The organism is Streptomyces sp. NPDC057623 (assembly GCF_042800355.1).
Lineage (GTDB): Bacteria > Actinomycetota > Actinomycetes > Streptomycetales > Streptomycetaceae > Streptomyces.
In genome coordinates, this window is record NZ_JBHVGZ010000001.1 from 424,859 (window position 1) to 437,672 (window position 12,814).

Here is a 12,814-nt window from a genome sequence, read left to right on the forward strand (position 1 = left end):
CGCCCCGGGGAATCACACCCGCATCGGCTGGGGGGACTCGCGGCGCAGCGGGTCCGCACCGTCGTACTCCCGGATGATCTCGTAGCGCGTGTTCCGCTCCACCGGACGGAACCCGGCGTCGCGGATCAGGTCCAGCAGATCCTCGCGGGTGAGCTTGCTCGGCGTGCCGTAGTTGTCGGCGTCATGCGTGATCTTGTACTCGACGACCGAGCCGTCCATGTCGTCGGCGCCGTGCTGGAGGGCCAGTTGGGCGGTCTGGACGCCGTGCATCACCCAGAAGACCTTGACGTGCGGGACGTTGTCGAACAACAGCCGCGACACGGCGAAGGTCTTGAGGGCCTCCGCGCCGGTCGCCATCTGCGTGCGCGCCTGGAGGCGGTTGCGTACCTTGCCGTCCTGCATGTCGACGAAGTCGTGCTGGTAGCGCAGCGGGATGAAGACCTGGAAGCCGCCCGTCTCGTCCTGGAGTTCGCGCAGCCGCAGGACGTGGTCCACCCTGTGCCGCGGCTCCTCGATGTGCCCGTAGAGCATGGTGCACGGGGTCTTCAGACCCTTCTCGTGCGCCAGGCGGTGGATGCGGGACCAGTCCTCCCAGTGGGTGCGGTGGTCCACGATGTGCTGACGGACCTCCCAGTCGAAGATCTCGGCGCCACCGCCGGTCAGCGACTCCAGGCCCGCGTCGATCAGCTCGTCGAGGATCTCGGACGCCGACAGCCCGCTGATCGTCTCGAAGTGGTGGATCTCGGTCGCCGTGAATGCCTTCAGCGAGACGTTCGGGAGGGCGGCCTTCAGCTCCCGCAGCGAGCGCGGGTAGTAGCGCCAGGGGAGGTTCGGGTGCAGACCGTTGACGATGTGCAGCTCGGTGAGGTTGTCCGACTCCATCGCCTTGGCGAGCTTGACGGCCTCCTCGATGCGCATCGTGTACGCGTCCTTCTCCCCCGGCTTGCGCTGGAAGGAGCAGTACGCGCAGGAGGCCGTACAGACGTTGGTCATGTTGAGGTGGCGGTTGACGTTGAAGTGGACGACGTCGCCGTTCTTGCGGGTGCGCACCTCGTGCGCGAGGCCGCCGAGCCAGGCCAGGTCGTCCGACTCGTACAGCGCGATGCCGTCCTCGCGGGACAGTCGCTCACCGGAGCGGACCTTCTCCTCCAGCTCGCGCTTGAGCCCGACGTCCATGCGTGCACCTCTCTCAGACAGACTTCGTCAACCGTACTCCGCCACCTTTCGGGCGGAGGGACCCCCATACGGCGCTTCGCTCCTACTCCTCTTCCGGCAGCTCTCCGACGCGGTTCTCCCACTTGGTGGAGAGCACGATCGTCGTACGGGTCCGGGAGACGCCCACGGTGCCGCTGAGCCGTCGGATGATCTTCTCCAGGCCGTCCACGTCGGCGGCACGCACCTTGAGCATGTACGAGTCGTCGCCCGCGATGAACCAGCAGTCCTCGATCTCGCCCAGGTCCCGCAGGCGGTTCGCCACGTCCTCGTGGTCGGTGGCGTCGGAGAGCGAGATGCCGATCAGCGCGGTGACGCCGAGGCCGAGCGAGGCGGCGTCGACGGTGGCGCGGTAGCCGGTGATGACACCGGCCGCCTCCAGCCGGTTGATGCGGTCGGTGACGCTGGGCCCCGACAGTCCGACGAGGCGTCCCAGCTCCGCGTAGGAGGCCCGGCCGTTCTCTCTCAGGGCCTGGATGAGCTGCCTGTCCACCGCGTCCATGCGATTCGAAGCCTTCCGCTGAAGAGTTCCAGAAGTGATGAGAGGTACTGCGACGTGCGTGACGTGCTCTATGTGCCGTTCCCCAGCTCGCCCTGCCACCGCCGGTACAGCCCGTGCTCGACGCCCGCCGCGTCCAGCACCCGCCCGGCGACGAAGTCCACCAGGTCCTGGATGTGGGTCGCGCCCGCGTAGAAGCCCGGCGACGCCGGTACGACGCTCGCGCCGGCGTCGTCCAGCGTGACGAGATGGCGGAGGGTCTGGCCGTTCAGCGGGGTCTCCCGGACGGCCACGACCAGCTTGCGGCGCTCCTTCAGGGTGACACCCGCCGCTCGCTGCAGGAGATCCTTGGACAGCCCCAGCGCGACTCCCGCGACACAGGCCGTCGACGCGGGCACGATCAGCATGCCCTTGACGGGGTACGACCCGGACGACGGCCCGGCCGCGAGGTCCCCCGCGCTCCAGTGCCGTACGCCGGCGAGGTCGACATGGAAGGTCCCGGGCTTGCCGTCGGCCCCGCGGGACAGCCATTCCCGCAGGTCGGCCTCCCAGTGGGCGTCGCGGAACGGGATCCCCGTCTCGTCGAGCAGGGTGAGCCGCGAGGCCCGGCTGACGACCAGGTCGACGCTCTCCCCGGCGGCGAGGAGCGCGCGCAGCACCGCGGCGGCGTATGGCGTACCGGACGCCCCCGAAACCCCCACGATCCAAGGCACGCGCTGCGTTTCTCCTGCGTTCACACCCCGAGCCTACCGGCGGGCGGGGCGATGCTCAGGACCGGTCCGCGTCTTGGGTTCCGCAAGGTTCTCTCACACGGTCAGGCCCCGGGCCAGCAGATCCAGCAGCGCACACACGAACAGGGCGATCCCGATGAACCCGTTGACGCTGAAGAACGCCCTGTTCAGACGCGACAGGTCATGCGGCCGCACGATCGAGTGCTCGTACCCGAACGCGCCGGCCACGATCAGCAGGCCCAGCCAGAAGAACGCGCCCGCGTCCGTGGCGAGGGCGTACCAGACGAACAGGGCCGTGGTGACCGTGTGGCAGACCCGCGCGGCCCAGATCGTCGCCGGGATGCCGAAGCGGGCCGGGACCGACATGACGCCGGTCTCGCGGTCGGTGTCGACGTCCTGGCAGGCGTAGATCAGGTCGAAGCCGCCGATCCAGACGCCGACCGCCAGGCCGAGGATCACCGCGTCCCAGGACCAGGTGCCGGTGATGGCCAGCCAGCCGCCGACCGGGCCCATCGCCTGGGCGAGGCCGAGGATCGCCTGGGGGTAGTTCGTGAACCGTTTGCCGTAGGGGTAGACCACCATCGGGATCACCGCGATGGGGGCGAGGGCCAGGCAGAGGGGGTTCAGCAGGGCCGCCGCGCCCAGGAAGATCACCAGGGCGATCAGGGCGCCGGTCCAGGCGTGGCGGACGGACATCGCGCCGGTCACCAGTTCGCGGTGCGCGGTGCGGGGGTTTCGCGCGTCGATCTCGCGGTCGATGATCCGGTTCACGGCCATCGCGAAGGTGCGCAGGCCGACCATGCAGATCGTCACCAGGAGCAGCCGGCCCCAGTGGATGTTCCGGTCCACCTGGAACATCGCGGTGAGCGCGGCGATGTACGCGAAGGGCAGCGCGAACACCGAGTGCTCGATCATGACGAGGCGGAGGAACGCCTTCGTGCGTCCGGGCTGCGGAATCGCGGCGGAGGCGCTGCTCACAGGCCGTACTCCTTCCAGCGACGGTCGACCTTCGCCGCCGTCTCGGGGTCGGACTCCACCATGTCGGGCCAGCCGCCGTCGCGGGTGTAGCCCTCCTCGGGCCACTTCTTCGTCGCGTCGATGCCCGCCTTGCCGCCCCAGAACTGCTGGTAGGAGGCGTGGTCGAGATGGTCGACGGGGCCTTCGACGACCGTGAGGTCACGGGCGTAGTCCGTGTTGCCGAGCGCCCGCCAGGAGACCTCGTGGAGATCGTGCACGTCGCAGTCGGAGTCGACGACCACGATCAGCTTGGTCAGGGACATCATGTGGGCGCCCCAGATCGCGTGCATCGTCTTCTGCGCGTGCTTGGGGTACTTCTTGTCGATCGAGACGATCGCGCAGTTGTGGAAGCCGCCGGATTCGGGCAGGTGGTAGTCCACGATGTCCGGGACGATGATCTTGAGCAGCGGCAGGAAGAAACGCTCCGTCGCACGGCCCAGGGGTCCGTCCTCCGTGGGAGGCCGGCCCACGACGATCGACTGGAGCAGCGGTCGCCGGCGCATCGTCACACAGTCGATCTTCAGCGCGGGGAAGGGCTCCTGCGGCGTGTAGAAGCCGGTGTGGTCGCCGAACGGCCCCTCCGGCAGCATCTCGCCGGGCTCCAGCCACCCCTCAAGGACGACCTCCGCCTGCGCCGGCACCTGCAACGGCACCGTCTTGCAGTCCACCATCTCGATCCGCTTGCCCGCGACGAACCCGGCGAAAAGGTACTCGTCGATGTCACCGGGAAGCGGCGCGGTGGAGGCGTACGTCACGGCGGGCGGACACCCGAAGGCGATCGCGACCGGCAGCCGCTCACCCCTCCTCGCCGCGACCTGGTAGTGGTTCCGGCTGTCCTTGTGGATCTGCCAGTGCATGCCGATGGTGCGCCTGTCGTGGCGCTGGAGGCGGTACAGCCCCAGGTTCCGTACGCCGGACTCCGGGTCCTTGGTGTGCGTGAGCCCCAGGTTGAAGAAGGAGCCGCCGTCCTTGGGCCAGGTGAACAGCGCCGGCAGCCGCTCCAGGTCGACCTCGTCGCCGTGCAGTACGACCTCCTGCACCGGCGCGCTGTCGGACTTCACCTTCTTCGGCGGTACGTGCGTCATCGCACCGAGCTTCCCGAAGGCCTCGCGGACGCCGACGAAGCCGTGCGGCAGCTCGGGCCTGAGCAGCCCGCCGATCTTGTCCGAGATGTCGCCGTACGACTTCAGGCCGAGGGCCTTGAGCAGCCGCCGGTCGGTCCCGAAGACGTTCATCGCGAGGGGCATCGAGGAGCCCTTCACGTTCTCGAAGAGCAGCGCGGGACCGCCGGACTTCTGCACGCGGTCGACGATCTCCCCGACCTCCAGATACGGATCGACCTCAGCCTTGACACGCTTGAGGTCGCCTTCGCGTTCCAGTGCCCTGAGCAGGGAACGAAGATCGTCGTAAGCCATGGGGTCAAGTATCCCCGAGCGGCTACCCTGGCCCTGAACCCGGGGGCCGCGCCCCCGGCCCCGCCGACTGTTTCGGACGACTGCTTCGCTTGAGAGGACCCATGCTCCGGGTGCTGATGTTCCTCGTGCCACTGGCGCTGAGCGTGTACGCGTTCATCGACTGCATCAGCACGAAGGAGGACGACATCCGCCACATGCCCAAGCCGCTGTGGGCGATCCTCGTGCTGGTGTTCCCGCTGGTCGGCTCGATCTCCTGGCTCATCGCGGGCAAGAAGCGCAGCCCTGCCGCCGAGGGCTGGTCCGGCGTACGGGACCAGCGGCGGCGTCAGCAGTGGGTCGCCCCCGACGACAACCCCGAGTTCCTGAAGTCCCTGGACGAGGACGACGACAAGAAGCAGGGCGACGACCCGAAGCGCGACGAGCCCTGACGGGCGGGCCCCTCACCGTCCGCCCTCTCCTCCTCTGCCTCAACTCTCCACGACAGCCTCACAGTTGACCCCGGATACTCGCTTGCCCCAGGCGCCACCTTGAGTAGTTAATGGCCATCAGGCAGTGACCTCAGGGGGACCGATGGAGAGAACAGAACCGCCCGGACACCACGACATACCGCCGCCGCCCGCGGTACCGCCGCGGGCGGTGACCGCGGTCGACCTGCGGGTGGGCAAGCGGCTGCTCTGGGTCGACGGAGCCGCGTATCCGCTGGAGAACGTCACACGGGTGTACACGTACACGCTCACCCCCAGACGCAAGGAAGCCACCGTGCTCTTCCTCAAGCGCGTGGGGATCATCCTGTCGGTGGCGTTCGCCCTGACCATCCTCGGCGGAATCACCAGCATCGCGAACGAGAGCGCGGCGGGCACGATCCTCACGTTCGTCTGGCTGGGCTCGCTGGCCGCGCTGGCCTTCAGCGTGGTGGAGCTGGTGGCCGTCCTCTCCGCGCCCTCGCGGTACGTCCTGGCCGTCGAGACGGCCGGTCCGTCCATCGCCATGGTCACGAGCGCCGACCCCCGCCAACTGGACCAGCTCGTCGGCTCGATCGTGCAGGCGATCGAGAACCCCGAGGTGGAGTTCCAGGTCAGGGTGGACCGGCTCATGGTCAATCCCCGCAACTACTACTTCGGAGACAACGTCAACATGTACGGCGGCACGGGCAACGTGGGGGTGGCGCACGCATGAGCGGCGACAACTACTTCTTCGGCGACAACGTGACCATGCACGGCGGCATGGGAAACACCGGCATCGTCAAGAACCAGGCCGCCGCCGACCCCGCGGCGGCCCCCGCCCTGCAAGAGGCGCTCGAGGAGCTGCGGCGGCTGATCGAGCTGCTGCGCGGCGAGGTGCCGGCCGCGAGCGCCCGGACCATCGACGACTCCCTGCCGGTCCTCAGCGCCGACGCCGACGCGGCACCGCAGGACCGGCACCGCGCCCTGATGGCCATCGCCGGTATCGCCGCGACGGTGGGCGCGGTGGGCCAGCCGGTCCTGGAGGCGGTCAACAGGGTTCTCGGACTGCTCGGCGGCCAGTGAGGGCCGGGTGACGCGCCGCCGCTGAGGCACGTCGGGCCTGCGGCGTGGGTACATTCCGCTCGGAGCCCCTCGTGTTTCGAGCGCAGGAGAGTCGTAGGCATGGAGTTCCTGGATCGGACGACGGCCCGGACGTGGCTGGCCACCGCCGTCACGGAGGCCCGCGCCGGGCTCCGCGACGGCGGCATCCCGATCGGTGCCGCCCTCTACGGCTCCGACGGGGCCCTCCTCGGGAGCGGCCACAACCGGCGCGTCCAGGACGGCGACCCGTCCATGCACGCGGAGACGGCCGCCTTCCGGGCCGCGGGGCGGCAGCGGTCGTACCGCGGCACGACCATGGTGACCACCCTCTCGCCCTGCTGGTACTGCTCCGGTCTGGTCCGGCAGTTCGGCATCTCCCGGGTGGTGATCGGCGAGGCGGTCACCTTCCACGGCGGGCACGACTGGCTGGCCGAGCACGGCGTCGAGATCGTGCTGGTGGACGATCCCGAGTGCGTCGGGATGATGCGCGACTTCATCAGGAACAATCCGGCACTGTGGAACGAGGACATCGGTGAGTGACCACCCCCACGCCCCCCACACCCCCCGCATTCCCACGATCGACCTGCGGCCCTGGCTCGACGGCGACGCGGAGGCCCGCCGGGCCATCGCCCGCACCGTCGACGAGGCCCTCCAGACCGCCGGATTCCTCCTGGTCACCGGCCACGGCGTGGACCCGTCCCTGCGCTCCCGCATCCGCACGGCCGCCCGCGCCTTCTTCACGCTCCCCGTCGAGGTCAAGCAGGCGTACGAGGCGAAGGTCGGCGGCCGCGGCTGGCTCGGCCCCGGGGCCGAGGCCAACGGGTACGCGGAGGGCACCGAGACCCCGCCGGACCTGAAGGAGTCGCTCACCTTCGCGACGCACGAGCCCTTCGCGGACCCGGTGGTCAACGCCGAGTGGTACGCGCCGAACGTCTGGCCGACCCAGACGCCCGAACTCCGGTCGCTGTGCGAGGAGTACCTCGCGCGCATGGGTGAGCTGGAGAACCAGCTCCTCTCCCTGCTCGGTGAGGCCCTCGGTCTCGAACCCGACTTCTTCGCGCGGCACATGGACCACCCGACGTACGGCTTCAACATCAACTGGTATCCGGGGGCGGAGGTGACCGGCGCTCCGGAGCCCGGGCAGTTCCGCATCGGGCCGCACACCGACTTCGGCACCGTGACGATCCTCGACCGGCAGGCGGGGAAGGGCGGGCTCCAGGTCTACACGGACGAGGGCGGATGGGAGGACGCGCCCTTCGACCCGGACGCGTTCACCATCAACATCGGGGACCTGATGGCCCGTTGGACGGGTGACCGGTGGCGTTCGGGCCGGCACCGGGTGCTGCCGCCGCCCGCGGACGCGCCGGCCGAGGAGCTGATGTCCCTCGTCTACTTCGGGGAGTGCACGCCCGGCACCCGCGTGGAGTCCGTGCCGGCTCCGGTGGGGCGGGTGGCGTACGAGCCGGTCGACTCGCATGTGTACCTGCGGGCGAAGCTGGACTCGATCACCGTCGACTGAGTACGCCGATCAGCCGCTCGAAGCGGGCCCGCCAACGAGGTTCCGACTCCTCCCCGCCCTGGGCGCCCTGGAACTCGCGGGTGAAGCGCAGGATGCTGCCCTCGTCCCCGTCCCGCTCCAGATGGAACCTGATCCGGCCGCCGGCCCCCACCGTGTACTCGGCGACCCGCTCCACGTCCCACGCGGTGATCTGACCGGCCCCGACGTCACGCAGCGTGACGGCACCCCTGAGCCGGGGTTCCAGCACGTCGGCGGGCGTGAACCAGGACGCGAGCCCCTCCGGGGTGGTCAGCGCGGGCCAGACCGTCTCCGCCGCCTGGGGAAGCCGCACCAGGAAGTGCAGGATGTGCGTGTTCCCGTGGGTCTGGCTGATGCCCTGTTCCACCGAACCGGTCATGACACCAGCCTGACCCCGCCGGGCACGAAACGCACCCCGCTGCCGGGTCCGCGCCCCGGCGAAGGACCTACACCCCGGCGTAGGAGTGCTTGCCGGAGACGAAGATGTTGACGCCGTAGTAGTTGAACAGCCAGCAGCCGAAGGCGATCAGGGCCAGGTAGGCGGCCTTGCGGCCCTTCCAGCCGGCCGTGGCGCGGGCGTGCAGGTAGCAGGCGTAGGCGACCCAGGTGATGAAGGACCAGGTCTCCTTGGGGTCCCAGCCCCAGTAGCGGCCCCAGGCGTCGCCCGCCCAGATGGCGCCCGCGATGATCGTGAACGTCCACAGCGGGAAGACGGCGGCGTTGACCCGGTAGGAGAACTTGTCGAGGGACGCCGAGGCGGGCAGCCGGTCGAGGACGGAGTTGGCGAAACGGCCGGGGGTGCCGCCGTTCGCCAGCTTGTTCTCGTAGGAGTCCTTGAAGAGGTAGAGCATCGTGGAGACGGCGCCGACGTAGAACACCGCGCCGCAGAAGATCGCGGTGGAGACGTGGATGTACAGCCAGTACGAGTGAAGGGCGGGAACCAGCTGGTCACTCGCGGTGTACAGGACGGTGACGGCGAGGCCGAGATCGAGGAGGACCGTGGTGATCAGGAACAGCCCGAGCCAGCGCACGTTCTTCTTCAGCGCGAGCAGCGCGAGGTACACACCGACGGCGACCGTGGAGAAGGTGATGTTGAACTCGTACATGTTGCCCCACGGCGCCCGCTCCACCGACAGAGCCCGAGCGAGCACACCACCGAACTCGATCAGGAAGGCGAGGACGGTGAGGGAGATGGCGATACGCCCGTACAGGTCGCCCTGCGCGTCCCCGCCGTGTGCCCCGGGCCCGTCCGGCACGTCCCGCTGACCGGCCGCGGCCCGCACGACGACCTTCGGCCGCTCCAGTACGGCGGTCGAGCCGCCCTTCTGCACGGTGACGGCGGGCGCGTCGGCCTGCTTGGCCTTCGCCGAGGTGAGCGCGGCGGCTGTGCGGCCGACCTTGCTGCGGCTGCCGAGGAGCCATTCGGCGATGTACGCGAAGAAGGCCAGGGTGTAGACGGCCATCGACGAGTAGATCAGCGTGTTGCTGATGTTCGCCAGGTTTTCGTTGGTGGCGGCGGCCAGATCGGTTGCGGCGGCGAGAGTCACCTCAGCACTCCTTCGGGTGAATATCCCGGCGACTTGCGGTCGGGAGGTGAAGTCTGCAGGAAGCTTGCGGTCGTGTTACCGGGCTGGTTTCAACCCGGCTGGTGTTGATCGTGGAAGACCTGGCGGGCCACTGGTTCGTGGGGCGGCGTGAGCCAGGAATCTCCTTGGATCCGCGAGGGAGAGGACTCAATTCTCAGCCCCTTCGGCAGCTGCGGCGTCGGAGTCGGACACACCGTCCGGCTCCGCCCCCGTGCCGTCGGGCGCGCCCGGCGCCTGTTCGTACAGGATCCCGGCGAGGTCGCCGAGCTCCTCGGGCACCTTGGCGGACTCGCTGCGGCCGAGGCCGGCCATCTCGACGACCGTGACGCCGTCGGCACCGGTGGTGGCCCGCACCCACACGCGACGGCGCTGGATGAAGAGGGAGGCGGCGAGGCCGAAGATCGCGGCGAGACTTCCGGCGAGCGCCCAGCCGCTGGCGGGCTGGCGGGCGACCTGGAAGCCGGCCCACTCCTTGATCTCCTTCTCGAAGGTGACCGTGCCGGCGCCGTTCGGGAGCTTCATGGTCTCGCCGGGCTTGAGGTTCTCGCGGAGCTGCTCGCCCTTGGAGTCCTTGAAGCCCTTCAGCTTCTCCTTGTTGAGCTGGTACACGCTCTGCGGGAGCCCGGCGTTGACACCGAGGCTGCCGTGGTAGGCCTCCAGGTTCAGCACGGGGTTCAGCAGTGCCGGGAACTGCGAGGCGAGCTCGTTGCCCTTGACGTAGGAGGGCAGGAAGAAGGCCTGGAAGCCGAGCTGGTCCCACTTGCCCTTGGCGTCGCGGTAGCCGTCCATGACCTTGATCGCGCCGGTGGAGGTGACGTTGCCGTCGAGCGGCAGGAGGGGCACGGCGTCCTGGAAGACGACCTCGCCCCTGCCGTCGCGCACCGTGATGACGGGGGCGTAGCCGTGGCTGACGAGGTAGACCTTCGAGTCGCCGATCTCCAGCGGCTCGTTGACCTTGACGGTGGTCTTCTCGTCCTTGCCGTCCGCGCCCACGCTGTAGGTGAGGTCGGCCTCATAGGTGCGCGGGGTGCCGCGGTTGGGACCGCTGGCCTCGTAGGTGCCCTTGAAGTTCTTCAGCCTGAAGCTGAACGGGTCCAGGTCGTCCTGGGTGAAGAGGCTGCCGGACTTGAAGTCGTCGTACTGGGTGAGGGTGTTGGAGAACCCGTCGCCCTCGACGACCAGCTTGTTGCCCTCGGACTTGAACAGCTGGCCCCAGGCGAAGGCGATCAGCATCACGATCAGCGCGATGTGGAAGGCGAGGTTGCCGACCTCGCGCAGATAGCCCTTCTCGGCGGCGACGGCGTCACCGGAGAGGTGGGCGCGGAAGCGGCGCTTCTTCAGCAGGGCGAGCGCGGCCTCCCTGACCTGCTCGGGCTCGGCCCCGGTGCGCCAGGTGGTGTAGGCGGGCAGCCGGGTCAGGCGCTTCGGTGCGCCCGGCGGGCGGCCGCGCAGCTGGCCGACGAACTGCCAGGTCCGCGGGACGATGCAGCCGATGAGGGAGACGAACAGCAGGATGTAGATCGCGGAGAACCACACCGAGCTGTAGACGTGGAAGAGGCCGAGCTTGTCGTAGACCGGCGCGAGCGTCTCGTGGGACTTGCGGAACGCGGCGACCTTCGTCTCGTCGATGCCGGTCTGCGGGATGAGCGAGCCGGGGATCGCGCCGAGCGACAGCAGCAGGAGCAGCAGCAGCGCGACCCGCATCGAGGTGAGCTGCCGCCAGAACCAGCGGGCCCAGCCGATGACGCCGAGGGACGGCAGGTAGGGCGCGTCCTCGGTGGGAACGGTGGAGAGCTGGGAGCCGGCGGCGTCCAGGTCCTGGTCCTGGCCCTCGGGGGCGGCCTTGTCGGTCGTGTTGCTCATCGATCAGATCCCCACAGTGAAGCCGTTGGACCAGACCTGCATCTCCTGCACGATGCGGTCCCACGCGCCGGTCAGCAGCAGCACACCGGTGACGATCATCATCGTGCCGCCGATGCGCATCACCCAGACGTAGTGGCGCTTGACCCAGGCGAAGGCGCCGAGGGCCTTGCGGAAGGCTACGGCAGCGAGCACGAAGGGGATGCCGAGGCCCAGGCAGTAGGCGACGGTGAGCAGGGCGCCGCGGCCCGCGCTCGCCTCGTTGTAGGAGAGCGCGATCACCGAGGTCAGCGTCGGGCCGATACAGGGCGTCCAGCCGATCCCGAACAGCGCGCCGAGGAAGGGCGCGCCGACCAGCCCGGTCACGGGCCGCTTGTGCAGGCGGAACTCGCGCTGGGTCATCCAGGGCATCAGGCCCATGAAGAAGACGCCCATGGCGATCATGAGCACGCCCAGCACCTTGGACAGGATTTCCCTGTGCGCCTGGAGGTTGTCACCGAAGTAGCCGAACAGGGCTCCGCTGGAGACGAACACGGCGGTGAAGCCGAGCACGAACAGGGAGGCGCCCGCGACCATCCGTCCGCGCCGGGCCTCGGCCAGGTCGGTACCGGTGACTCCGGTGACATAGGAGAGGTAGCCGGGGACCAGCGGCAGGACGCAGGGGGAGAAGAAGGAGACGAGGCCGCCGAGCAGCGCGACGGGCAGCGCGACCAGCAGGGCGCCGCTCATCACCGTCTGGTTCGGGCCCGCGGCCTCGGCGAGCGTGGACAGTGCGCTCACGTCACTTCTCCGCGAGGACGGGCTTGATCATGCTGCGCAGGGTTTCCTCGCCGATGGGCGTCAGCGCACGCGCGGCCAGCTTGCCCTGCCGGTCGATGACGAGCGTGGAGGGGATCGCCTGCGGGTTGAGCGTGCCCTTCTTGAAGCGGAGCATCTGCTTGCCCGTGGGGTCGTAGAGGCTCGGGTAGGTGATCCCGAACTCCTTCTCGAAGGCCTTCGCGGGGGTGGTGCTGGTGTCCCGGGTGTTGATGCCGACGAACTCGACGCCCTGGTCCTTGACGTCCGTGTAGACGGTCTGGAAGCTCTCCGCCTCGGCCCGGCACGGCGGGCACCACGATCCCCATACGTTGATGACGAGGATCTTGCCCTTGGTGGCGGCGGTGGTGAGCTGCTTGCCGTCGATGGTCTCGCCGGACAGGACCGGCGCCACCGCCCGCTCGCCCTTGGCGACGGTGTCGATGCCGTTACCGCCGGCGACGAAGTTGGTGTCACCGCCGCCACCGGACGTACCGCCCGAACTGCACGCGGACAGGGTCAGCGCGGCGACGGCGGCGCTGGCGGTGGCGAAGAGGGCGGTACGGCTACGGGCGCGACTGGCGGCACTCATGTGAAAAGTTTCGCATGCCCGTTCCG

At 69.1% G+C, this 12,814-nt stretch carries 15 protein-coding genes; 5 read left to right on the plus strand and 10 right to left on the minus strand.

The genetic code is table 11. The annotated features are described in order from the left end of the window. Positions 1-12 precede the first annotated feature (12 nt). The 5 genes from mqnE to ACFU95_RS02040 all read right to left on the minus strand — a co-directional run bounded on the left by mqnE (position 13) and on the right by ACFU95_RS02040 (position 4,874). The gene (mqnE, locus tag ACFU95_RS02020; protein WP_383820310.1) at positions 13-1,176 is read right to left on the minus strand and encodes an aminofutalosine synthase MqnE; all 1,164 of its coding nucleotides are present in this window, start codon (positions 1,174-1,176) and stop codon (positions 13-15) included. Between the two features lie 82 nt (positions 1,177-1,258). Further along, the gene (locus ACFU95_RS02025) at positions 1,259-1,714 is read right to left on the minus strand and encodes an Lrp/AsnC family transcriptional regulator (RefSeq protein WP_048582998.1); all 456 of its coding nucleotides are present in this window, start codon (positions 1,712-1,714) and stop codon (positions 1,259-1,261) included. 68 nt (positions 1,715-1,782) lie between these two features. Then, positions 1,783-2,424, minus strand: coding sequence for a UbiX family flavin prenyltransferase (locus tag ACFU95_RS02030; protein ID WP_383820313.1), 642 nt, complete (start codon positions 2,422-2,424; stop codon positions 1,783-1,785). Between the two features lie 93 nt (positions 2,425-2,517). Then, on the minus strand, positions 2,518-3,420 hold the full coding sequence (gene mqnP, locus ACFU95_RS02035) for a menaquinone biosynthesis prenyltransferase MqnP (protein ID WP_383820315.1): 903 nt from the start codon (positions 3,418-3,420) through the stop codon (positions 2,518-2,520). After that, positions 3,417-4,874: a menaquinone biosynthesis decarboxylase gene (locus tag ACFU95_RS02040; protein WP_383820317.1), complete on the minus strand. Its 1,458-nt coding sequence runs from the start codon at positions 4,872-4,874 to the stop codon at positions 3,417-3,419. Before ACFU95_RS02040 ends, mqnP begins: the two co-directional genes overlap by 4 nt. Before the next feature lie 101 nt (positions 4,875-4,975). Between ACFU95_RS02040 and ACFU95_RS02045 the strand changes: the two genes are divergently transcribed. From ACFU95_RS02045 to ACFU95_RS02065, 5 genes are all read left to right on the plus strand, one after another. Further along, positions 4,976-5,302 (plus strand): PLD nuclease N-terminal domain-containing protein, encoded by a 327-nt coding sequence (locus ACFU95_RS02045; RefSeq protein ID WP_383820320.1) that lies wholly within the window; start codon positions 4,976-4,978, stop codon positions 5,300-5,302. Positions 5,303-5,444: 142 nt separating this feature from the next. Further along, positions 5,445-6,050 (plus strand): DUF6232 family protein, encoded by a 606-nt coding sequence (locus ACFU95_RS02050; RefSeq protein ID WP_383820322.1) that lies wholly within the window; start codon positions 5,445-5,447, stop codon positions 6,048-6,050. Then, positions 6,047-6,400, plus strand: coding sequence for a hypothetical protein (locus ACFU95_RS02055; protein ID WP_383820324.1), 354 nt, complete (start codon positions 6,047-6,049; stop codon positions 6,398-6,400). Before ACFU95_RS02050 ends, ACFU95_RS02055 begins: the two co-directional genes overlap by 4 nt. Before the next feature lie 99 nt (positions 6,401-6,499). Then, positions 6,500-6,958, plus strand: a complete 459-nt coding sequence (locus tag ACFU95_RS02060) for a nucleoside deaminase (RefSeq protein WP_383820326.1) — start codon at positions 6,500-6,502, stop codon at positions 6,956-6,958. Further along, on the plus strand, positions 6,951-7,937 hold the full coding sequence (locus ACFU95_RS02065) for an isopenicillin N synthase family dioxygenase (protein ID WP_383820329.1): 987 nt from the start codon (positions 6,951-6,953) through the stop codon (positions 7,935-7,937). The genes ACFU95_RS02060 and ACFU95_RS02065 overlap by 8 nt, the downstream gene beginning before the upstream one ends. Here ACFU95_RS02065 and ACFU95_RS02070 read toward each other — a convergent pair. The 5 genes from ACFU95_RS02070 to ACFU95_RS02090 form a co-directional block, all read right to left on the minus strand. Next, positions 7,924-8,334, minus strand: coding sequence for a hypothetical protein (locus ACFU95_RS02070; RefSeq protein ID WP_383820332.1), 411 nt, complete (start codon positions 8,332-8,334; stop codon positions 7,924-7,926). The genes ACFU95_RS02065 and ACFU95_RS02070 overlap by 14 nt on opposite strands. A gap of 67 nt (positions 8,335-8,401) precedes the next feature. Continuing rightward, positions 8,402-9,502 carry a c-type cytochrome biogenesis protein CcsB gene (gene ccsB / locus ACFU95_RS02075; protein ID WP_383820334.1) on the minus strand — a complete coding sequence of 367 codons (1,101 nt, stop codon included), beginning with the start codon at positions 9,500-9,502 and terminating at the stop codon, positions 8,402-8,404. A 186-nt stretch (positions 9,503-9,688) separates the two neighbouring features. Further along, the gene (locus ACFU95_RS02080) at positions 9,689-11,404 is read right to left on the minus strand and encodes a cytochrome c biogenesis protein ResB (RefSeq protein ID WP_383820337.1); all 1,716 of its coding nucleotides are present in this window, start codon (positions 11,402-11,404) and stop codon (positions 9,689-9,691) included. 3 nt (positions 11,405-11,407) lie between these two features. Then, positions 11,408-12,181, minus strand: a complete 774-nt coding sequence (locus tag ACFU95_RS02085) for a cytochrome c biogenesis CcdA family protein (RefSeq protein WP_383820339.1) — start codon at positions 12,179-12,181, stop codon at positions 11,408-11,410. Position 12,182: 1 nt separating this feature from the next. Further along, the gene (locus ACFU95_RS02090) at positions 12,183-12,788 is read right to left on the minus strand and encodes a TlpA family protein disulfide reductase (protein WP_383820342.1); all 606 of its coding nucleotides are present in this window, start codon (positions 12,786-12,788) and stop codon (positions 12,183-12,185) included. Between the last annotated feature and the right edge of the window lie 26 nt (positions 12,789-12,814).